The following is a 20,218-nucleotide window of genomic DNA, read 5'->3' as shown; positions in this document are numbered from 1 at the left end:
GCGTGATGCCTGGTGTTTCCCTTTCCCTTGCCAAGAAACCACTGATGCGAATTTCTCCGCCGCTGTTGACCTGCGCGCTGACGTTGCTGGCGGGCCTGGCGCAAGCGCAGCAGGCTGCGCCCACCTCCACCGACGGACCGGCCGGCAGCACTGCACAGACCGCCACCGCAGCGCCGCTGGCACCTGCCGCACTGGCGCCGCTGCCAGGCGGCAGCACGCGCGCGGCCTCGCTGCGCGATCTGGGTATCGACTACGAAATCACCTTGCGTGGTGTGCAGGGCAGTGCCGGCGTGCCCTTCAGCGTGCGCAGCGACGAGATCGTCACCGCCGCCACGCTCAATCTGCGATACAGCTACTCGCCGTCGTTGTTGCCGGACCTGTCGCACGTCAAAGTCACCGTCAACGGCGTGACCGTGGCGACCTTGCCCGCCGACAAGGCCAATGCCGGCAAGTTGCTCTCGGCCGATCTGCCGATCGACCCGCGCCTGATCACCGACTACAACCAGCTCAACCTGCAGTTGATCGGCCATTACACGCGCGAGTGCGAAGACCCGGACCACAGCAGCCTGTGGGCGAATGTGGATGCGGCCACCAGCCTGTCGCTGACGACCACGCCGCTGGCGCTGGCCAACAACCTGGCGTTGCTGCCGGTGCCGTTCTTCGATGTGCGCGACACGCGCCGGCTGGAACTGCCGTTCTACTTTCCGCAGCAGCCGGACCTGGCCACGCTGCAGGCGGCCGGCACGGTGGCCTCGTGGTTCGGCACCCTGGCCGGCTATCGCGGCGCGGTGTTTCCGGCATCGACCACCAGTCTGCCGGCGACCGGCAACGCGGTGGTCTTCGCCACGCCCGACACCTTGCCTGCGCAGTTCGCCACCGCCGACAGCGGTGTGGCCGATATCCGCGGTGCGACGGTAGCGGTGGTGGTCAACCCCACCGATCCCAACGGCAAGTTGTTGCTGGTGCTAGGCCGCAACACCGAGGACCTGCAACGCGCGGCCACGGCGCTGGCGCTGCACGCGCCGTTGAGTGGTGCGGTGGCGCGTATCGGCGAGCTGTCCGCGCCGGCGCCGCGCCAGCCCTACGATGCTCCCAAGTGGGTCTCCAGCGAGCGCCCGGTACGCTTCGGCGATCTGATCAGCCAGCCCGGCGCGCTCAACGTCACCGGCTATCACCCGGACCTGATCCGGGTTGGCCTGCAGCTGCCGCCGGACCTGTTCGTGTGGGAGCGCGACGGCATTCCGGTGGCTTTGAAATACCGCTACACGGTGCCGGAGGCAGACAACAAGTCCGCGCTCAATGTCAGCATCAACCGGTCGTTCGTGACCACGCTGCCGCTGACCGGCCGCCCGTTCGCCGAATCCACGCCGATGCGCTGGTGGAACAGCCTGGGCACGCGCGGCAGCATGCCGGTGCATCAGGACCTGACGCTGCCGGTGGGCGCGTTTTCGGCCAATAGCCAGCTGCGTTTCCACTTCTTCTTCGATCGCCCGCAAGGCGAGGCGTGCAAGAACTCCTTCCCTGATGTGTCGGGCGCGATCGATGCCGATTCCACCATCGACCTGAGCGGCTTCCATCACTACATGGCGATGCCCAACCTGGCGGCCTTCGCCAATGCCGGCTACCCGTTCACGCGCCTGGCCGACCTGTCCGAATCGGCGATCGTGCTGCCCGACAATCCGGGCGACCAGGATCTGGGCAACGTGCTGACCCTGCTCGGACGTTTCGGGGCCTCCACCGGCTACCCGGCGCTGCATGCGCAGATCATCGCCGCCAGTGCCGTGCAGCAGCATGCCGACCGCGATCTGCTGCTGCTCGGCAGCGCCGAGTCGCAGCCGTTGTTCAAGCAGTGGCGCGCGCAACTCCCGGTGAGCCAGGACGGGCAGAGCCGACGCGTCGGCCTGACCGACTGGCTGTTCGAGAAACTGCCCGGCTTCCTGTCCTTCGATGCGCGCCGCACCGACCTGCCCACCACCAGCGAGATCGCATTGCAGCCGCAGCCCGACGACGTGCTGTTGATGGGCTTCGAATCGCCGCTCAAATCCGGTCGCAGCGTGGTCGCGTTCCAGACCGAAGACCCCGCCAACATGGGCCGCCTGTTCGATGCCTGGTTTGACCCGACCTTGCTCAAGGACTTCCAGGGCAGCGTGGTGGTGCTGCAGCAGAAGAAGGTCACCAGCCTGGTCGGCAACCAGACCTATTACGTGGGCCACCTGCCGCTGCCGACCTGGCTGCGCTGGTACTTTTCGCACCATCCGGTGTGGCTGGCCTTCACCGTGGTGCTGCTGGCGCTGCTGCTGGCCCTGGCCGCGCGCGTCCTGCTGCGCCGGCACGCCGCCGAGCGCCTCAACGAAGGCGGCAGCGCATGAAGACCGGTGCCCACGTCACGACGATGACGCGCCGCTCCCTGCTGCGTGCCGGCGCACTGGCCGGCCTGGCCGCGGCGCTGCCGGCCGGCGCCAGGCCGGCAGCGGCGCAGTGCGGCAGCTGGCCGCTGTGGAATGCCTTCGTGTCCAGGCACATCCAGCCCGATGGCCGGGTGGTGGATTTCCTCAACGCCGATCAACGCTCCACCTCCGAAGGGCAGTCGTACGCACTGTTCTTCGCCCTGGTCGCCAACGACCAGGTGCTGTTCGACAAGGTGCTGGGCTGGACCCGCCACAACCTGTGCGGCGGGCGTCCGGACCTCAACCTGCCGGCCTGGCTGTGGGGCCGCGACGACAGCGGCAGCTGGCGCGTGCTCGACCCCAACACCGCCAGCGATGGTGAGCTGTGGATTGCCTACGCCCTGCTGGAAGCCGGCCGGCTGTGGAACCGCCCCGGCTACGTCAAGGCCGGCCAGCAGATCCTGCAGCTGATGCGCACGCAGGAAGTGGTTGCGCTGCCCGGCCTGGGGCCGATGCTGTTGCCCGGCCGCAGCGGATTCGTCGAGCCGGGCCGCTGGACCCTCAATCCCAGCTATCTGCCGATCCAGCTGCTGCACCGTTGCGCCAATGCCGATCCCAAGGGTCCGTGGGCGGCGATCGCCGGCAACGCGGCGCGCGTGCTGCGCGAGAGTGCACCGGTCGGCGTTGCGCCGGATTGGACGGTGTGGGACGGCAAGGCCTTCGGTGCCGATCCCAAACGCGGCAACCTCGGCAGCTACGACGCCATTCGCGTGTACCTGTGGGCCGGCATGCTCGATGCCGGCGAACCGCTGCGGGCGCGGTTGTTGCAGGACCTGTCCGGCCCGTCCGACCTGCTCGCCGCCGGCACCGGCTTTGCCGAAAAGACCGACACCGCGCGTGGCGTGGGCAGCGGCACGCTGCCGGTCGGGTTTTCCGCCGCGCTGCTGCCATACCTGAGCGCGCGGGGTCAGCCGGCACTGCTCAAGGCGCAGGCGCAGCGCATCCCCGCGGCCGCCGAGCCCGCGGCCGCCGCGCTGCCGTATTACGAACGCACGCTGGCCCTGTTCGGACAGGGCTGGCTTGAGAACCGCTACCGCTTTGCCGCAGACGGGCGCCTGCTGCCTGCCTGGAGAACCCCTACATGCTCCGCAAACACCTGACGCCGCTCTATCTCGCCGGCCTGCTCGACCTGTGCCTGCTCGCCTGCCCGGCGCAGGCGCAGACCAGCGCCACCCAGCAACTGGTGGGGCAGGGCAACTACTGGCACGACCAGGGCCGCGACGATCTGGCCGCCGATACCTGGAAGAAGCTGCTCGGCATCGACCCGGACCAGCCCGACGCCCTGCTCGGCCTGGCGCAGATCGATCTGGCACAGGGGCGCCAGTCCGAAGCGCGCAAGCGCCTGCAGCAACTGGACGCGGCCCACCCGCAATCGCCGCAGGCCCAGCGCCTGCGCGTGGCGATCGGCGCGCGCGGCACTGCCGCCGCTGGCGAAGACCCCAACCTGCGCAACGCCCGCCGCGCCGCCGCGGCCGGGCGCTACGTGGAAGCGGCGCGCAGCTACGAGGCCGTGTTCGCCGGCAAGCCGCCGCCGCCGAACCTGGCACTGGAGTACTACCAATCGCTGGCCGGTACGCCCACCGGCTGGGAACGCGCCCGCAACGGGCTGCGCACGCTGCAGGCCAGCGAACCGGGCAACCCGTCGCTGCAGCTGGCCCTGGCCCAGGTGCTCAGCTACCGCGAGCCCACCCGCCGCGAGGGCATCGCGCAATTGCGCGCGCTGGCCCAGCGAGCGGATGTGGGTGGCCCGGCGCGCACCAGTTGGCGTCAGGCGCTGCTGTGGCTCAATGCGAGCAGTGCCGATGCGCCGCTGTATCAGGCCTTTCTCGCCGGCACCCCGAACGATGCCGAAGTCACCGCCAAACTCGGCCAGCTACGCGAACAGCGCGCCGCTGCGGCCGCGGCACCCGCCGATCCCAATGGCATCGCGCTGGGCGAGGGCTTTCGCGCGCTGAGCGCCAACAATCTGAGCGTGGCCGAACAACGCTTCACCCAGGTGCTGCGTGCCCGTGCACGCGACCCGGAAGCGCTGGGCGGGCTGGGTTCGGTGCGCCTGCGTCAGCAGCGCTTTGCCGAAGCACAGGAATTGCTGCGCCCGGCCGCGGCCAGCAACGGCAAATGGAAAAGCGCACTCGACAGCGCCCGCTACTGGCAGCAGCTGCAGCAGGCCGAGGCTGCGCGTGCGCGTGGCGACATCGCCCAGGCACGCCAGCTGGTGGAGCAGTCGGTACAGTTGCTGCCCAACGAACCGGCCGGCCACGTGGCGCTGGGCGGCTTGCAGGCCGCCACCGACCCGGACGCGGCCGAGGCCAGTTATCGCAAGGCGCTGTCGCGCGATGCCGACAACGCCGGCGCCTTGCAGGGCCTGGTCGGGCTGTACAGCCGCCAGGGCCGCATGCAGGAAGCCAGCGACCTGTTCAATCGGCTGCCGGCGGTCGAACGCGCCAAATCCGGCGGCCAGGCGCTGTTGCGTTCCAACGTGCAGCGCGCCCGCGCCCGCCAGTCGCTGGAGGCCGGCGATGTCGTCAGCGCGCAGGCCGAGCTGGAAACGGCCATGGTCGAACGCCCGGGCGATGCCTGGATCCGCCTGGATCTGGCGCGTCTGTACCAGCAGGCCGGTCGCCCCGATCAGGCGCGCAGCGTCATGGACGGCCTGCTTGCCGTGCATGCCGATCAACCCGAAGCCCTGCATGCCAATGCCTTATTCGCCCAGGAAAGCGGTGACTGGCAGGGCGCCTACGACAGCCTGGAGCGCATCCCGGCCGCCGCGCGCACGCCGGAGATGACCCAGCTGCGCACCACCGCCTGGATCGAACTGCAGGCGCGTCAGGCGCGCCTGCTGGTGGAACAGGGCCGGGTGGGCGAGGCGCAGCAATTGCTCGCGCGCACCGAAACCGCGCTCGGCAACCAGCTCGACGACCCGCAACTGCTGGCCGCCCTGGCCGGCGCACACGCCGACGCCGGCAACACCCAGCGCGCGCTGGTGCTGGCGCAGCGCCTGGTCACCGGTGCCAATCCGCGCACCGAAGACCGCCTGCAATACGCGGGCGTGCTGCTGCGCGCACATCAGGACGCCGAACTGTCGGCCGTGTTGCGCCAGCTGCAATCCACCACCATGACGCCGGCGCAGCTGCGCCGCGCCCAAGCGCTGCGCAGCGCCTACACGCTGCGTCAGGTGGATGCGTTACGCGAGCTGGGCAATCTGGAAGCTGCCTACGATGCGCTGTCGCCGATCCTGGCGCAGCAGCCGGACAACCGCGATGCGCAGGCCGCATTGGCCCGCCTGTACGCGGCCTCCGGCGATCAGCGCCAGGCCCTGGCGATCTATCAGCAGATCCTGCAGCGTCATCCCGACGATCTGGACGCGCTCACCGCCGCCGCCAACAGCGCGGCCGCGCAGTCGGATCTGCGCAATGCCGAGCGCTATCTGCAACGCGCACTGGCGCAGGCACCGCAGTCGCCGGATGTGCTGGCGGCTGCGGGCCGGGTGTATCGCAGTGCCGGCAAGAACCGCGAGGCCGAGCAGTATTTCCGCGCCGCGTTGGCCGCGCAGCAACGCCAGGCCGGGCAGCTCGACAACGGCCTGCCGGCCGCGCGCGGCCCGGCTGCAGTGGCCAGTTCCGGCCGCCCGCTCAATCCGTTCTCCGGCATGACCGGCGCCATGCCGCGCTCGCCGGCGCTGGTGTCCGAGCGCATGGACGCCGGCAGTGCCTATCCGCAGACCGCGTTGGCGCCGCTGCCCGCGCAACCGGCCGCTGCCCGCTTCGCTGCGCCCGTTCCCGCGCCTGTGACTGCCGACGCGTATGCCTACGCCGGCAACAGCGCCGATCCCCTGCCGCCGCCGGTGAGCGACAGCGCAGCGCCGGCTGGCCGTTCGCGCCTGCCCGCACGCAGCACGCCGACGCTGGCACCGGCCGACGACCTGCGCCCGCGCGGCGTCGCGGCGCAGGCACTGCTGCCGGCCAGCAGCGGCAATAGCGTGCTCGACGAATTGCGCGCCGTGCAATCGGAAAACAGCGACAACCTGGCCGGTGGCGCGCTGTACCGTTCGCGCGATGGCGAAGACGGCCTGGGCCGCCTGGACGACATCGAAATGCCGCTGCAGGCCGAGTTCGCGGTGGGCGAGGGCAAGCTCGGCGTCACGCTCACGCCCACCGTGGTCGATGCCGGCACGCTGACCACCGACTACGCGACCGCCAGCCGCTTTGGCGCCGGCCCGCAGAGTGCAGTGAACGATGCGCTGGCCGCCGATCGCAGCCCGATCGATGCATTGGTCAGCTCGTCGGTGTACCAACTGCTTGCCACCCAGGGCGACACCGCGGCCACGCGCGAGCGCCTGCGCCGGTATGCCTTGGGTACCGGCCTGTTCGGCGAGCTGCTCACCGAAAACAACAACAGCACACCCGCCGCCCTGGCCGCCCTGGCCAATCAACCGTTGCCGGCGTATCTGCTCAGCGTCAACGCGTCCAACACGTCGATCGCGCAGCTGGCACGCGACATCCTCGGCAACACCGCCATCAGCGCGCAACTGGCCGCCGGCGATGGCGCCGCACTGCAGGCGCTGGCCAGCAGCAGCGCCGCCGCGCAGCAGACGCCCGCAGCGCTGGCGGCCACCCTCAACAGCATGGCCGCCACCGGCAACGGCGCGCGCCGGCTCAGCCAGGACGACACCGGCGTGGGCGTCGGCGTGCGCTACCGCAACGGTGGGTTCAGCGCCGACGTGGGCAGCACGCCAATCGGCTTCCAGGAGCAGAACGTGGTGGGCGGGCTTGGCTATCGCGGCGAACTCGGCGAAGCGGCGGGCTGGTCGGCCGATGTATCGCGGCGCGCCGTCACCGACAGCGTGCTCTCGTTCGCCGGCGCGCAGGATGCACGCAGTGGTCGCGAGTGGGGTGGGGTGACCAGCAACGGCATCGCCCTGTCGGCCAACGCCGACAACGGCCTGCTCGGCGGCTACGCCAATCTTGCCGCGCATCGGGTGACCGGCACTCACGTGGCCGACAACGACCACCGTCAGGCCGATCTCGGTTTCTACGTGCACGCGCTGGAAACGCAGAATCAGTCGCTCACGGCCGGCGTCAATCTGACCGCCATGCAGTACGACAAGAACCTCAGCGGCTTCACCTACGGCCACGGCGGTTACTTCAGCCCGCAGGAGTATCTGGATCTCGGCTTCCCGGTGCACTGGAGCGGGCGCAGCGCGGGGCAGAGCGTCAACTGGAAGCTCGATGCCAGCATCGGCGTGCAGCATTTCAAGACCGACCCCACGCCGTACTTCCCCACCGACCCGGGCCTGCAGCAGGCCGCCTACGACGCCGCATCGCTGGCCGCGCTGCTCGGTCTGGTCGACCGTTACACCGACCCGGTGTACGCGGGCGAAAGCCGCACCGGGGTGTCCTACAACCTCAGTGGCGCCGCCGAATGGCAAGTGGCCCCGCAGTTGTTCCTGGGTGGGCGCATGACCTTCAACAACGCACGCGACTACAACCAGTTCAGCAGCAATCTCTATCTGCGCTTCGTGATGGATCGCCTGGGCGCTGCGCTGGGCCGCGCACCGCAGGTGCTGACCTCGCCATATGCTGCGGATCGCTGAGTCAGGCAACGAGGTAAGGCGAGTGAGGCCAGGCGTCTTGTGATGCCATGCAACCGGGCGTGTGCGCATCAGTGAAGCACGCACCGGTTGCCGTCGCGCAGCCGTATCGCATCGCGGCCCGTAGGTGACCTGCCATCAATGCCGTGCATCGGCGCGCGTTGCCGCAGGCAATGCCGTTCTGATCGCGGATAAACGAACGGCGCCTCGCGGCGCCGTTCGCATCTTCTCCAGCCACATGCGCCTAGCTTACGGGCGCACCTTGGTCGCGCAGACGAACGTGGCAGCCTGCTGCACACGACTGATCGCACCCTGGTCTTCCAGCTCACGGATGTGGTCGTTCATGCAGGTCAGGTAACCGAGGCGGTTGCCTGCGTTCTGCGTCTTGCACAGGCTGCTTTCGGCCGTCAGGTTGGCGCCGACGATCAAGCCGCCCGGCTCCACGGTGGGCACCAGCGTGTTGCAGCTGCCCAGCCGGGTCAGGCCACGGTTCAAGGTCCAGCCGATATCGGCAAACATCGCCGGGGTCAGGTCGATATTCAGGTGTGCCTGCACCTCCGGCGTGTCGAACGGCTCCATCAACGCATTCGGCTGCAGATCGGTATCGAAGTGCGAGAACGTCGACCCGCCGGCCACCACGCTGGGGGCGTACAGGCGGGTGCGGCCCGCGGTGTCGGTGCCCTGCAGCAGCTCCGGGTCCTCGTACAGCCCGGCTACCACGGCGGCGCTGCCCTTCAGGCGTGCGCCGTCGGCCTGCGAGACCATGATCGCCGGAATGGTGATGTCGGTGATCGGTGGCGCGGCATTGCCCATGGTCTGCACGCCGGCGACGTTGTTGGCCACGATCACGCCCACCGCACCGTTGAGCTGGGCGTTCTTGACCTTGATGGCGAAGGCGCAGGTGCCGCGGTCGATCAACGCCACCTTGCCGGCCACCGCCGCCGCATTGACGAATGGCGTTTCGCAGCCATCGCTGCTCGATGCGGCGGCAACGCCGTCATCGACGGTGACGACTGCACGCGCCGGGAAGTTGCCCGCGGTGGCCAGCGGCCCGAAGCTGGCAAAGCCCACCTCGAACTTGCCCGCCGCAGCGCTGGGCGCGGTCACCCGCAGCAGGGTGCGCGGATCCAGGATCAAGGCCGCCTCGCGATTGACGCCGGTCCCGGCCCACACCGTGCGGCCCGGCGTGCGCATCGCTTCGGCGCGCAGGGCATTGGTCATGGCCGGGTCGTCGAAGCGCTTGTTCTGCACGTTGTCGAAGGCCTGCGAGGTGTAGACGTCGGTCAGGCCGCTGCCCGAGCCGAGCACACCGGTGGTCTTGTTGAGGAAACCGGCAGCACCCAGGCCATGGCCGATCTCGTGCATCACCACGTTGAGGAAGTTGATCTGGCCTTCCGGCGTCTTGCCGTCCAGACCCAGGTACCAGCCGGAGCCGGCCAGGCAGTCGTCCTTGCCCAGGTCGCCGTTGAACTGCGAGAACACGTCGGCCGGATCGGCCGGGTCGGGCACCAGGTCCTGTCCGGCGATTGCATCGCCAAGCGCAGACGGGTACAGCGTGTTCGGCTTGGCGCCGGGGAAATTGTTGACGATCCAGTTCGGGCCGGCCTGGCCCAGCGTGCCGCCGGTGGCAGTGCAGTTGAGGCGCGCGAACGAGGCATAGACCTTGATCTCCACGTTGCTCTGCAGCACCGCACCCCACAGGTCCATCGCGTACTGGTAGGCGATCCGGCGCTGCTCGCCCACCGAGCGCCCGGGATTGCCGCCCAGCGGCGTGGCGGCGGTCGGGTCGTTCAAGCCGACCACGGTGCCGGCATCGCCATTGATCAGCGTGACGGTGGCAGCCGAGGCCTGCAGCGGAGCGAGCGCCGCACCCACCGCCAGGGACAATAGCAACAAGGGCTTATTCATGCGGCAGCGCTCCGTGCTCGGCGTGGGCAGGTTGGGTCTGGGCGTCATCACTGTGTTCGATCACGACACGGCCATCTGCCTGGCGGGTGGCGGTCAGCGAACTCATTTGCGTGGCCGGCAACTTGCGCGCCACGGTGCCGTTGGGCAGGCGGCGTTCGGTGGCGCGGGCGGCCGCTTCGGTCTGCGGCAGCGTCGGGCGGGTCGTCGCACGACGGGACGCCGCACCGGTCTGCTGGGCCTGTTGATCCAGCGCCGCGCTTTCGGCATCGGTCAGTGGGCGCAACTTGCCGGTGACCGGGTCGATGCCGACCTTGGAACTGGCGGCGACGTCCTGCGCCCCGGCCACAGCCGGCAGGCAGGCAACGCACAAGAGGCCGGACAACATCCATCCGGGCTTGCGAAAGCTCATCATTGTTGGGGTTTCCTTGGGGTCCAACCAGAGAAAGAACGCCGTGCAACAACCGGTGTTCGGGAGAATCCTTCCGATTTAGTCTGTTCATGACTGAATCATGAATCCGTGACTTGTGTCAATCTTTTGACAGCCGGGGCGCTGGAAGCGAAGGTGTGGCCTGAAAAAGTCAGCTTGCGGCTTGTGTTTTGCTGGTTTTCAAAGTCAAGCAAGCAATGCTGGGCGGGCCGGGTCAGAAATTTGGCGCCAAGGCCGGCCGACGCGCGCGTGTTACCCAGGTGCAAGACGGCTGCGCGGTGGCTCTGGCACTTTACGGATCAGGCTGATCGCGGCGTGTGGTTTTCTGAGAGGGCGCCAGGAGCACTCCGAGCACGACCCGGAGGATGAGTGAAGAGCGCCGGAGCAGGGGGCGCGAACTCCGCCGGCGCCCCGTCTTCAACTACGCGAAGACGGGAGAGGAGCAAGGGCGAAAAAAGGAGGGCGCCCGGCGCATCAACGGATCCGCAACGGCTCCCTTCTCCCATCGGGGAGAGGCGCCCCGCATGGCATCAACGGATCTGCATCGGCTTCCTTCTCCCATCGGGAGAAGGTGCCCCTCAGGGCGTCAACGGATCCGCAACGGCTCCCTTCTCCCATCGGGAGAAGGTGCCCCGCAGGGGCGGATGAGGGTACGGGCGAAGCACTATTGGAGTTCGGGGACACGTGGGCTTCGCCCCGTACCCTCACCCCAACCCCTCTCCCGCAGGAGAGGGGCCTGCAGTCCTGCTGCATCGAGACCTTCGGCATTGAGACAGTGGGCTGGAAACAGCAAACAGCAAACAGCAAACAGCAAACAGCAAGCAGCTACTAGCCAACGAGCTAACAAGCGAAAGCAGACTTCAGAACGCAGACAGCAACAGCAAGCAGCAAAGAGCAAAGCGATCAAGTCCCAAGCTGACAAGTGCCCTTAAAAAGTGTTGGTGTTGGCGCTCAGCGCTTAGCGCTACGAGCTACGAGCTAAGCGATAAGCGATAAGCGATGGTGCTGAGTGCTAACTACTGAGCACCAGTGCGCGTAGCTCACGCATCCCCGTACACTGCGCGTTGAGCGTGTCGCTGCGTCATCAGCGATCGCAAATCCAGTCTTTATCGAACCAGTCAAGCCGCGCATGCACGTCGTCATCTATCACAACCCTGCCTGCGGCACGTCCCGCAATACCCTGGCCTTGATCCGGCATGTCGGTATCGAACCGCAGATCGTCCACTACCTGCAGCAGCCGCCGGACCGGCAGACGCTGCGTTCGTTGATTGCCGACGCTGGTCTGTCGGTACGCGAGGCCATCCGCCAGAAGGGCACGCCGTATCTGGAACTGGGGCTCGACGACCCCGCGCTGGACGAGGCGGCCCTGCTGAGCGCCATGCTGGCGCATCCGATCCTGATCAATCGCCCGTTCGTGCAGTCGCCGCTGGGCACGCGCCTGTGTCGTCCATCCGAGCAGGTGCTGGAGATATTGCCGCCGGCCACCGGCCCCTTCGTCAAGGAAGACGGCGAGCGCGTGCTGGACGACACCGGGCAGCGGATCGTGCGCTGAACGCTGCGGTGCCCGGCAGGAGCGCGGCAATCGAGTCGCGGTGTGACGTCCAGGCCGTCATGTACCTCGCCGTGGCATGGCGGCACCGCATGCAGCACTGTGTTCGGCGACCGTCGCCGGACAAGGCGGCATCTGTGTCTTGAGGAGGCAGGCCGCTCCGCTCACCTCAAGGTACGCCACACGCCCTAAGATCGCTGCACCGTTTATCAGGAGCATCCGCATGATTCGCGAGATCATCCGCATGGGCGACAAGCGCCTGCTGCGTGTCGCGCCCCCGGTGACCAACCTCGGCAGTGCCGAGTTGCAGGCTTTGGTGGCCGATATGTTCGAGACCATGGACGATGCGCGCGGCGTGGGCCTGGCCGCGCCGCAGATCGCGGTGGACCTGCAGTTGATGGTGTTCGGTTTCGAGGCCAGCGAGCGTTATCCCGAGGCGCCCGCGGTGCCGCGCACGGCGTTGGCCAATGCGCAGATCGAGCCGTTGTCCGAGGAGATGGAAAACGGCTGGGAAGGCTGCCTGTCGATCCCCGGCCTGCGCGCGGTGATCCCGCGTTACCGCTACATCCGCTATCGCGGTTTTGCGCCTGACGGCAGCCCGATCGCGCGTGAGGCCGAGGGCTTCCATGCGCGCGTGGTCCAGCACGAGTACGACCATCTGGTCGGCCGCCTATACCCCTCGCGCATCGAAAACTTCGACACCTTCGGGTTCGAAGATGTGCTGTCGTACGAGCTGTAACATCTGGGGCGACCGCCGCAGCTTGCGGTGTTGCCGCAGGCAGTACCTGGCGGCCGGCTTCATCGATCCAGGCGCGCAGCATCCACAACCGCGCAGCCGCCGGGACGGAAAACGACAAGGGCGCCTGACGGCGCCCTTGTCGTGCTTACTTCAGCGCCTTGAAGCGCAGGCGTTTCGGGCCGGCGTCATCGCCCATGCGGCGACGCTTGTCTTCTTCGTACTCGCGGTAGTTGCCCTGGAAGAACTCCACGTGCGAGTCGCCTTCGAACGCCAGGATGTGCGTGGCGATGCGATCCAGGAACCAGCGATCGTGCGAAATCACGAAGGTGTTGCCGGGGAATTCCAGCAAGGCGTCTTCCAGCGCACGCAGGGTTTCGATGTCCAGGTCGTTGGACGGTTCGTCGAGCAGCAGCACGTTGCCGCCCTGCAGCAGCGTCTTGGCCATGTGCAGGCGACCGCGCTCACCGCCGGACAGCGAGCCGACCATCTTCTGCTGGTCCTGACCCTTGAAGTTGAAGCGGCCGATGTAGGCGCGCGACTGGATCTCCACGCCATTGATGTTGAGGATGTCCAGCCCGCCAGCGATCTCCTGGAAGACGTTGTGGTTGCCCTCCAGCGCGTCGCGGCTCTGGTCCACGTAGGACAGCTGCACGGTGGGGCCGACCACGATCTCGCCGGAATCGGGCTTCTCCTGCCCGGTGATCATCTTGAACAGGGTCGACTTACCGGCACCGTTGGGGCCGATGATGCCCACGATGGCGCCGGGCGGCACGATCATCGACAGGTTGTCGATCAGCAAGCGGTCGCCGAACTTCTTGGAGACGTTCTTGAACTCCATCACCGAGTTGCCCAGGCGCTCGCCCGGCGGGATGAAGATTTCATTGGTCTCGTTGCGGCGCTGGTAATCCACCGACTGCAGTTCTTCCAGGCGCGCCAGGCGTGCCTTGCCCTTGGTGCGGCCGCCCTTGGCGTTCTGCCGCGACCATTCCAGTTCCTTCTGGATCGCCTTCTGGCGTGACTTTTCCTGGTTGTCTTCCTGCTTGAGGCGCTCGTCCTTCTGGGTCAGCCAGTCGGTGTAGTTGCCCTTCCACGGAATGCCGCGGCCGCGGTCCAGTTCCAGGATCCACTCGGCGGCATTGTCCAGGAAGTAGCGATCATGCGTCACCGCCACCACGGTGCCGGTGTAACGCGCCAGGAACTGTTCCAGCCATTCCACCGACTCGGCGTCCAGGTGGTTGGTGGGTTCGTCGAGCAGCAGCATGTCCGGCTTCTGCAGCAGCAGGCGGCACAGCGCCACACGGCGCTTCTCGCCGCCGGAGAGCTTGCCCACGATCGCTTCCCACGGCGGCAGGCGCAGCGCATCGGCGGCCACGTCCAGCTGGTTTTCCAGGGTGTGCGCATCGCCGGCGGCCAGAATCGCCTCCAGGCGCTCCTGTTCCTTGGCCAGCGCGTCGAAATCGGCGCCTTCCTCGGCATAGGCCAGATACACCGCATCCAGCGCGGCCTGGGCCTGCAACACGTCGCCCACGCCTTCTTCCACCGCTTCGCGCACGGTGTGCTCGGGGTTGAGTTGCGGTTCCTGGGCCAGGTAGCCGACCTTGATGCCGGCCTGCGGGCGGGCTTCGCCCTCGAAGTCGGTGTCCACGCCGGCCATGATCTTGAGCACCGTCGACTTGCCCGCGCCGTTCAGGCCCAGCAGGCCGATCTTGGCGCCCGGGAAAAAGCTCAGCGAGATGTCCTTGATGATCTGCCGCTTGGGCGGGACCACCTTGCTGACGCGGTTCATGGTGTAGATGTATTGCGACATGGGTGCTCCGTGGACGCAGGCAGCCCGCCGGCCGAGGCCGGAGGCAGCGGAAAAGGGATTGCGCCGATTATACCGGCAAGTGCCGCGAGCCCGGCAGGCGACAGCGCAGCTAAACGGCAGCCTACCTATTACCTGAATAGGCGTTTTCGTAACCGATTCCAGCAAGAATGCGTTAAGGCGAGCGGCGTCTTAATGAAATTGCGACATCGCAAACAGGAGCTGGGCCATGAACCGCAAACGCATCGTTACCGCTGTGCTTTCCTCCATCCTGGCGCTGGGCTGCGTGGCCCCGGCGGCGTTTGCCGGCGACTGGGACCGCGACCACGACCGCCGCGGACATGACCGTGGCCATCGCGATCACCGTGGTGACCGCGGTGACTGGCGCAACGATCGCCGCGAGTGGCGGGATAACCGCCGGGCCGACCGTCGCGAATGGCGCGACGACCGCCGTTACTACAGCAACGGCTACCGCGAGGGGTATCGCGACGCCCGCTACCAGGACCGTCGCTACGACCGCAACCGGGTCTATGTCTACGACCGCCCGGCGTACTACCGCGCCGGCCCGCCGCCGCGTCCGTACTGGGCGCGCGGTCAGCGCTATCACGGCCCGGTCTACGTGATCAATGACTACGACCGCTACGATCTGCGCCGCCCACCGTACGGCTACCGCTGGCAGCGCGATGACCGCGGCAACCTGCTGCTGGTCGCGATTGCCTCCGGCATCATTGCCGACCTGGTGCTCAACAACTAAGCCGCTAACAACGCTGCTGCGCAGCCGTCAGGCGGGCGCGGCCGGCGTTCGGAATCCTCGTGTACCAAGCGTACACATCGGCTGCGGCGCGTCGCCACACCCACCTGACGACTGCCGGCGACGTTCTGTTAGCCGCTCTAGGCCGGCGGTGCCCGGTTCGCCTGTTGGGCAATCGGGCCGGTCATCACACAAGGGCGCACGTCGGTGCGCCCTTGCTGTTTCGCGGCGCATGCGTGGCGCCGGCCGCGCGCCAGGCGCCAGGCATGCGATTGGTCACCCGTGCGGCGGGGGCTTACAATCGGCGGCCCTACTGGCTGCAGCTGCTCCGGAGCTTTGCATGTTCTCGCGCGACGTCCGACTGGAAACCTACGACCCCGAACTGGCCAAGGCCATCGCCGCTGAAGTCGGCCGCCAGGAGGATCACGTCGAGCTGATCGCCAGCGAAAACTACTGCAGCCCGCTGGTGATGGAAGCGCAGGGCAGCCAGCTGACCAACAAGTACGCCGAAGGCTATCCGGGCAAGCGCTACTACGGTGGCTGCGAATACGTCGACATCGCCGAGCAGCTGGCGATCGACCGCATCAAGCAGGTGTTTGGCGCGGGCTCCACGGAAGATATGTATGCAAATGTGCAGCCGCATAGCGGCTCGCAGGCCAACCAGGCGGTGTATCTGGCGCTGCTGCAGCCGGGCGACACCATCCTGGGCATGAGCCTGGCCCATGGCGGCCACCTGACCCACGGCGCCAAGGTCAATGTCTCCGGCAAGCTGTTCAACGCCGTGCAGTACGGCGTCAACGAGCAGGGCCTGATCGATTACGACGAGGTGCAGCGCCTGGCCACCGAGCACAAGCCGAAGATGGTCGTGGCCGGTTTCTCTGCGTATTCGCAGAAGATCGACTGGGCGCGCTTCCGTGCCATCGCCGACAGCGTCGGTGCCTACCTGTTCGTGGACATGGCGCACATCGCCGGCCTGGTGGCTGCCGGTGTGTACCCCAGCCCGATGGAGCACGCGCACGTGGTCACCTCGACTACCCACAAGACCCTGCGCGGCCCGCGCGGCGGCATCATCGTGGCCAAGGGCGCGAGCGAGGAGTTGCAGAAGAAGCTGCAGTCGATCGTGTTCCCCGGCATCCAGGGCGGCCCGCTGATGCACGTCATCGCGGCCAAGGCCGTGGCCTTCAAGGAAGCGCTGGAGCCGGCCTTCAAGACCTACCAGCAGCAGGTCGTCAAGAATGCCCAGGCCATGGCCAACACGCTCATTGCACGCGGCTACAAGATCGTCTCCGGTGGCACCGAAAATCACCTGATGCTGGTGGACATGATCGGCCGCGATGTCTCCGGCAAGGAGGCAGAAGCTGCGCTCGGCACGGCCCACATCACCGTCAACAAGAACTCGGTGCCCAACGACCCGCGCTCGCCGTTCGTGACCTCGGGCCTGCGCCTGGGGACCCCGGCCATCACCACGCGCGGCTACAAGGAACAGGACAGCATCGACCTGGCCAACTGGATCGCCGACGTGCTGGACGCACCAACCGACGAAGCAGTGCTCGCCAAGGTCCGCGATGCGGTGACCGCGCAGTGCAAGAAATATCCGGTGTATGGCTGAGATGGGAATGGGGAATAGGGAGACGAGAATGGTAGAAGCGACGCTGCGATAGCTTTGCTGTTCCGATTCCCTATTCCCCTTTCCCCATTCCCGGACGTCTGATGCACTGCCCCTTCTGCCAGCACAACGACACCCGGGTGATTGATTCGCGCGTGTCCGAAGACGGCACGACGATCCGTCGGCGGCGCGAGTGCGAGGCCTGCGGCGAGCGTTTCAGCACCCTGGAAACGATCGAACTCAAGTTGCCCACCGTGGTCAAGAGCGACGGTGGGCGCGAGGCGTTCGATGCGCGCAAGTTGCGCACCAGCTTCGACCGCGCGCTGCAGAAGCGCCCTGTCGCCGAAGAACAGATCGAAGCGGCGGTGCGGGCGGTCGTGCATCAGCTGCGCATGTCCGGCGAACGCGAAGTGGGTTCGCTGCGGGTAGGCGAATACGTGATGGTCGAGCTGCGCAAGCTCGATCACGTCGGCTACGTACGCTTTGCCTCGGTGTATCGCAGTTTTCAGGACGTGGCGGATTTTCGCGAAGAGATCGAAAAGCTCGAACGCGAACTGCCGGTCGGCAGCGAACAACTGCCGCTGCTGGAAGCGGCACTGGAACGCGCCGGCAAACCCGGCAAGCGGTGAGCGCGATGCGCATCGCCTGCGTTGCAGAAACGCCGGACGATCTGCCTGCGATTGCGCAAGCGCATCTACAGGCCTTCGGCGCGTTGTTGCCGGAGTGGAACCTCGGTGAGGCGCTGAGCGAACTGCGCAGCCATACACGTGATGGCGTCATCCCGACGACCTGGGTGGCGCTGGATCGGACGCAGTGGCTCGGCTCGGTGAGCCTGCTCGAAAACGACGACGCCCGTATGCGGCAATGGTCTCCCTGGCTGGCCTCGTTGTACGTGCGGCCGCAGGCACGCGGGCAGGGCATCGGCGAGGCACTGGTGGCGCATTGCGTGCAGGCCGCCGCGCGTCTGGGCGTGCCGCTGCTGTACCTGTACTGCCAGCCGGCCCTGGTGCCGTTCTACCAGAGGCTGGGATGGCAGACGCATACCGAATTCTTGCTGGGGCCGATGCAGATCGTGGTGATGTGCATTGCGCCGGGAGTGCAACGCAATGACTGAGACCACGACGGGCGCGAGTGCCGACGACCACCGCTGGATGGCGCAGGCCTTGCGCCTGGCCGAGCGCGGCGCCTACACCACGCGCCCCAATCCGATGGTGGGCTGCGTGATCGTGCGCGACGGCGTGTGCGTGGGCGAAGGCTTCCACCAACGCGCCGGCGGCCCGCATGCCGAAGTGTTCGCATTGCGCGCAGCCGGCGAGCTGGCGCGCGGGGCGACCGCCTATGTCACCCTGGAGCCGTGCGCGCATTACGGGCGCACGCCGCCGTGTGCGTTGGCGTTGATCGAGGCAGGCGTCACGCGTGTGGTCGCGGCGATGGCCGACCCGTTTCCACAGGTCAATGGCGGCGGTTTCGCGCTGCTGCGCGAGGCTGGAATCGCGGTGCTGAGCGGGGTGATGCAAGCCCAGGCGCGCCTGCTCAACCAGGGCTTCCTGTCGCGCGTGGAGCGTGGCCGGCCGTGGCTACGGGTCAAACTCGGCGCCAGTCTGGATGGACGCACCGCGCTGGCCAGCGGCGAATCCAAATGGATCACCGGAAGCGACGCGCGCGCCGATGTGCAACGTTGGCGCGCACGTGCCGGCGCGATCCTGACCGGTGCCGGCACCGTGCTGGCCGACGATCCGTCGATGACGGTGCGGCTCGGCGACGACACTCCGTTCATGCCGCCGTTGCGGGTGGTACTGGATGCCGGCCTGCGCAGCTTGGCGTGCAGGAACATTCGCCACGGCGATGCACCGACGTTGTATCTGCATGGCGATGCCGTCGCGCCGACCGCGGTGGATGGTGCGGAGTACGCGGCATTGCCGCTGCACGCTGGTCGCTTCGATCTGGCTGCGGTGCTGGCCTTGCTGGCCCAGCGTGGCATCAACGAAGTGCACGTGGAAGCCGGCGCCACGCTGGGCGGTGCGCTGTTTCAGGCCGGGTTGGTCGATGAGCTGTTGGTCTATCTGGCCCCGGTGTTGCTGGGCGACACCGCACGGCCGCTGCTCGCTGGCCTTGGCATCGAAACGATGGCGCAGCGGCATGCATTGCAGCTACGCGATGTGCGTCAGCTCGGGCAGGATCTGCGTCTGCGCTATACGCCGCTCGCGATGGCGTGAGCGCCGCAAAAAGGAAGGCCCCGCATGCGGGGCCTTTCATTGCCGGCAACGCGCGTGATCAGAAGCTGGCGCGGACACCGACGCGGTACTGGTTGGCGTTGTCGATGAACTCGACTTCGCCGACCAGGCCCCAGGTGGTGGTGAAGTTGACCTGGCCGCCGAGGGTGCCGACGAATTCGCCTTCGTCCACGTCGCTGCCGTCGATGTAGCCGGCCTTGATCCAGGCTTCGGTACGCGGCGAGGGCTTGCCACGCAGGCCCAGGTTGCCGAAGCCCAGGGTGCTGGTATCGGACGAATCGCCAAGCGAACGACCGCCGCGACGCAGATCGGATTCGACCTTGGAGCGCAGCACGCTGATGTCGGCGGTAAATTCGACGCGCTCGGTCATTTCCTGGCGGTAACCGATACCCAGATTCGCCTGCTGCAGTGTGCCTTCGAGCACGAAGCCGGCGCCCAGGTTGAAGTCCTTCTCGGCACGCTGGTAGCCAGCGAACACGTAGACGGGCTCTGCGATCTGCCACGAACCGCGGATGTAGCCGCCATCCAGGTCGTCCGAATCTTCGTTGACGCTGATCTCGGTACGGTTCCAGCCGCCTTCGACGTAGCTATAGCTCAGGCCTTCAGCAGACGCGGCAAACGGGGCGGCGGCCAGCAGGGCAGCCAGAATCAGGGTAGTGCGCATTGAGTGGTCTCTCCGAAATGATGTCCGTGTCTCCACCCCGTTGCGGGGCGGGAGGGCGACGTCTCCCGTCGCGGGGCGCAATTTAACAGACTCTTCACAAAGCTGGCTATGGGGGATTTCCTGACATGACGCAGCGTCCTGTCAGCCATGGCTTTTCAGACAGCTGAGGGCAGAACAGGCGCTGCTAAACTGCGGGGGCCGGTTCGCCGGCACTTACGAACGTCTTCAGGGCGGGGTGCGATTCCCCACCGGCGGTAGGCACGCGCAAGCGTGCGAGCCCGCGAGCGCTTCGCCGCGATGGTTGGCACTGCATGTGTCGGGCATCGCGCGAAGGTCAGCAGATCCGGTCCAATGCCGGAGCCGACGGTATAGTCCGGATGAAAGAAGACGGCCACCGCGCAGCCTTGCGGCTGTGCGCGCGCCTGTTTGCTTTGCCTTGTGGCGTTTTTCGCTCAACTCCTGCGAGAAACGACTATGTCTTTGCATCACCCGCTGCGCT

The 20,218-nt window shown here is 67.2% G+C and carries 14 protein-coding genes, 1 other RNA gene and 1 riboswitch; of the genes, 11 read left to right on the top strand and 4 right to left on the bottom strand.

The window, feature by feature from the left end; all coding sequences use genetic code 11:
* Nucleotides 1–44: 44 nt before the first annotated feature.
* Genes bcsB through XnspCFBP7698_RS12710 form a run of 3 tightly spaced genes read left to right on the top strand, consistent with a single transcriptional unit; the run spans nucleotide 45 to nucleotide 8,040 of the window.
* Nucleotides 45–2,369 carry a cellulose biosynthesis cyclic di-GMP-binding regulatory protein BcsB gene (bcsB, locus tag XnspCFBP7698_RS12720; protein ID WP_123137443.1) on the top strand — a complete coding sequence of 775 codons (2,325 nt, stop codon included), beginning with the start codon at nucleotides 45–47 and terminating at the stop codon, nucleotides 2,367–2,369.
* A 23-nt stretch (nucleotides 2,370–2,392) separates the two neighbouring features.
* Nucleotides 2,393–3,547: a cellulose synthase complex periplasmic endoglucanase BcsZ gene (bcsZ, locus tag XnspCFBP7698_RS12715; protein ID WP_123137485.1), complete on the top strand. Its 1,155-nt coding sequence runs from the start codon at nucleotides 2,393–2,395 to the stop codon at nucleotides 3,545–3,547.
* Nucleotides 3,529–8,040 carry a cellulose biosynthesis protein BcsC gene (locus XnspCFBP7698_RS12710; RefSeq protein WP_123137442.1) on the top strand — a complete coding sequence of 1,504 codons (4,512 nt, stop codon included), beginning with the start codon at nucleotides 3,529–3,531 and terminating at the stop codon, nucleotides 8,038–8,040. Before bcsZ ends, XnspCFBP7698_RS12710 begins: the two co-directional genes overlap by 19 nt.
* A 246-nt stretch (nucleotides 8,041–8,286) precedes the next feature.
* Here XnspCFBP7698_RS12710 and XnspCFBP7698_RS12705 read toward each other — a convergent pair whose 3' ends face one another.
* A complete protein-coding gene (locus XnspCFBP7698_RS12705) occupies nucleotides 8,287–9,945 on the bottom strand; it encodes a PA domain-containing protein (RefSeq protein WP_123137441.1) in 1,659 nt (552 codons plus the stop codon).
* Nucleotides 9,938–10,357, bottom strand: a complete 420-nt coding sequence (locus XnspCFBP7698_RS12700) for a hypothetical protein (RefSeq protein ID WP_147423594.1) — start codon at nucleotides 10,355–10,357, stop codon at nucleotides 9,938–9,940. Before XnspCFBP7698_RS12700 ends, XnspCFBP7698_RS12705 begins: the two co-directional genes overlap by 8 nt.
* 1,144 nt (nucleotides 10,358–11,501) lie before the next feature.
* Here XnspCFBP7698_RS12700 and arsC point away from each other — a divergent pair.
* Nucleotides 11,502–11,924, top strand: a complete 423-nt coding sequence (arsC, locus tag XnspCFBP7698_RS12695; RefSeq protein ID WP_123137439.1) for an arsenate reductase (glutaredoxin) — start codon at nucleotides 11,502–11,504, stop codon at nucleotides 11,922–11,924.
* Nucleotides 11,925–12,144: 220 nt separating this feature from the next.
* Nucleotides 12,145–12,660, top strand: coding sequence for a peptide deformylase (gene def, locus XnspCFBP7698_RS12690; protein ID WP_047697660.1), 516 nt, complete (start codon nucleotides 12,145–12,147; stop codon nucleotides 12,658–12,660).
* Between the two features lie 145 nt (nucleotides 12,661–12,805).
* On the opposite strand, the gene ettA is transcribed toward def, so the two are convergent.
* Entirely contained in the window at nucleotides 12,806–14,467 is a 1,662-nt protein-coding gene (gene ettA / locus XnspCFBP7698_RS12685; protein ID WP_039408257.1) for an energy-dependent translational throttle protein EttA, read from the bottom strand.
* 226 nt (nucleotides 14,468–14,693) lie between these two features.
* Here ettA and XnspCFBP7698_RS12680 point away from each other — a divergent pair, with 226 nt between their 5' ends.
* The 6 genes from XnspCFBP7698_RS12680 to ribD all read left to right on the top strand — a co-directional run bounded on the left by XnspCFBP7698_RS12680 (nucleotide 14,694) and on the right by ribD (nucleotide 19,037).
* The gene (locus XnspCFBP7698_RS12680) at nucleotides 14,694–15,218 is read left to right on the top strand and encodes an RcnB family protein (protein WP_104579085.1); all 525 of its coding nucleotides are present in this window, start codon (nucleotides 14,694–14,696) and stop codon (nucleotides 15,216–15,218) included.
* Between the two features lie 59 nt (nucleotides 15,219–15,277).
* Nucleotides 15,278–15,352: non-coding RNA, sX9 sRNA (locus XnspCFBP7698_RS12675), on the top strand.
* A gap of 203 nt (nucleotides 15,353–15,555) precedes the next feature.
* Nucleotides 15,556–16,824 (top strand): serine hydroxymethyltransferase, encoded by a 1,269-nt coding sequence (gene glyA, locus XnspCFBP7698_RS12670; protein WP_104579084.1) that lies wholly within the window; start codon nucleotides 15,556–15,558, stop codon nucleotides 16,822–16,824.
* 101 nt (nucleotides 16,825–16,925) lie between these two features.
* On the top strand, nucleotides 16,926–17,450 hold the full coding sequence (nrdR, locus tag XnspCFBP7698_RS12665) for a transcriptional regulator NrdR (RefSeq protein ID WP_003490311.1): 525 nt from the start codon (nucleotides 16,926–16,928) through the stop codon (nucleotides 17,448–17,450).
* Entirely contained in the window at nucleotides 17,447–17,935 is a 489-nt protein-coding gene (locus XnspCFBP7698_RS12660) for a GNAT family N-acetyltransferase (protein WP_146093132.1), read from the top strand. The genes nrdR and XnspCFBP7698_RS12660 overlap by 4 nt, the downstream gene beginning before the upstream one ends.
* Nucleotides 17,928–19,037 (top strand): bifunctional diaminohydroxyphosphoribosylaminopyrimidine deaminase/5-amino-6-(5-phosphoribosylamino)uracil reductase RibD, encoded by a 1,110-nt coding sequence (ribD, locus tag XnspCFBP7698_RS12655; RefSeq protein WP_104579083.1) that lies wholly within the window; start codon nucleotides 17,928–17,930, stop codon nucleotides 19,035–19,037. The genes XnspCFBP7698_RS12660 and ribD overlap by 8 nt, the downstream gene beginning before the upstream one ends.
* Nucleotides 19,038–19,095: 58 nt before the next feature.
* On the opposite strand, the gene XnspCFBP7698_RS12650 is transcribed toward ribD, so the two are convergent.
* Nucleotides 19,096–19,719, bottom strand: coding sequence for a hypothetical protein (locus tag XnspCFBP7698_RS12650; RefSeq protein ID WP_104579082.1), 624 nt, complete (start codon nucleotides 19,717–19,719; stop codon nucleotides 19,096–19,098).
* 217 nt (nucleotides 19,720–19,936) lie between these two features.
* A riboswitch (FMN riboswitch) is annotated at nucleotides 19,937–20,112 on the top strand.
* Nucleotides 20,113–20,218: the final 106 nt, after the last annotated feature.

The organism is Xanthomonas sp. CFBP 7698, assembly GCF_003600855.1.
Taxonomy (GTDB): domain Bacteria; phylum Pseudomonadota; class Gammaproteobacteria; order Xanthomonadales; family Xanthomonadaceae; genus Xanthomonas; species Xanthomonas cannabis.
Note: the sequence above shows the minus strand (reverse complement) of the source record. Positions and strands in the feature narration are given on the sequence as shown.

Bases quoted from the DNA above. Each gene is read 5' to 3' on its own strand.
- ribD (WP_104579083.1), top strand. From the start codon at position 17,928: ATGACTGAGACCACGACGGGCGCGAGTGCCGACGACCACCGCTGGATG.
- arsC (WP_123137439.1), top strand. From the start codon at position 11,502: ATGCACGTCGTCATCTATCACAACCCTGCCTGCGGCACGTCCCGCAAT.
- XnspCFBP7698_RS12700 (WP_147423594.1), bottom strand. From the start codon at position 10,357: ATGATGAGCTTTCGCAAGCCCGGATGGATGTTGTCCGGCCTCTTGTGC.
- def (WP_047697660.1), top strand. From the start codon at position 12,145: ATGATTCGCGAGATCATCCGCATGGGCGACAAGCGCCTGCTGCGTGTC.
- XnspCFBP7698_RS12680 (WP_104579085.1), top strand. From the start codon at position 14,694: ATGAACCGCAAACGCATCGTTACCGCTGTGCTTTCCTCCATCCTGGCG.
- XnspCFBP7698_RS12710 (WP_123137442.1), top strand. From the start codon at position 3,529: ATGCTCCGCAAACACCTGACGCCGCTCTATCTCGCCGGCCTGCTCGAC.
- bcsB (WP_123137443.1), top strand. From the start codon at position 45: ATGCGAATTTCTCCGCCGCTGTTGACCTGCGCGCTGACGTTGCTGGCG.
- XnspCFBP7698_RS12650 (WP_104579082.1), bottom strand. From the start codon at position 19,719: ATGCGCACTACCCTGATTCTGGCTGCCCTGCTGGCCGCCGCCCCGTTT.
- bcsZ (WP_123137485.1), top strand. From the start codon at position 2,393: ATGACGCGCCGCTCCCTGCTGCGTGCCGGCGCACTGGCCGGCCTGGCC.
- glyA (WP_104579084.1), top strand. From the start codon at position 15,556: ATGTTCTCGCGCGACGTCCGACTGGAAACCTACGACCCCGAACTGGCC.
- XnspCFBP7698_RS12705 (WP_123137441.1), bottom strand. From the start codon at position 9,945: ATGAATAAGCCCTTGTTGCTATTGTCCCTGGCGGTGGGTGCGGCGCTC.
- ettA (WP_039408257.1), bottom strand. From the start codon at position 14,467: ATGTCGCAATACATCTACACCATGAACCGCGTCAGCAAGGTGGTCCCG.
- nrdR (WP_003490311.1), top strand. From the start codon at position 16,926: ATGCACTGCCCCTTCTGCCAGCACAACGACACCCGGGTGATTGATTCG.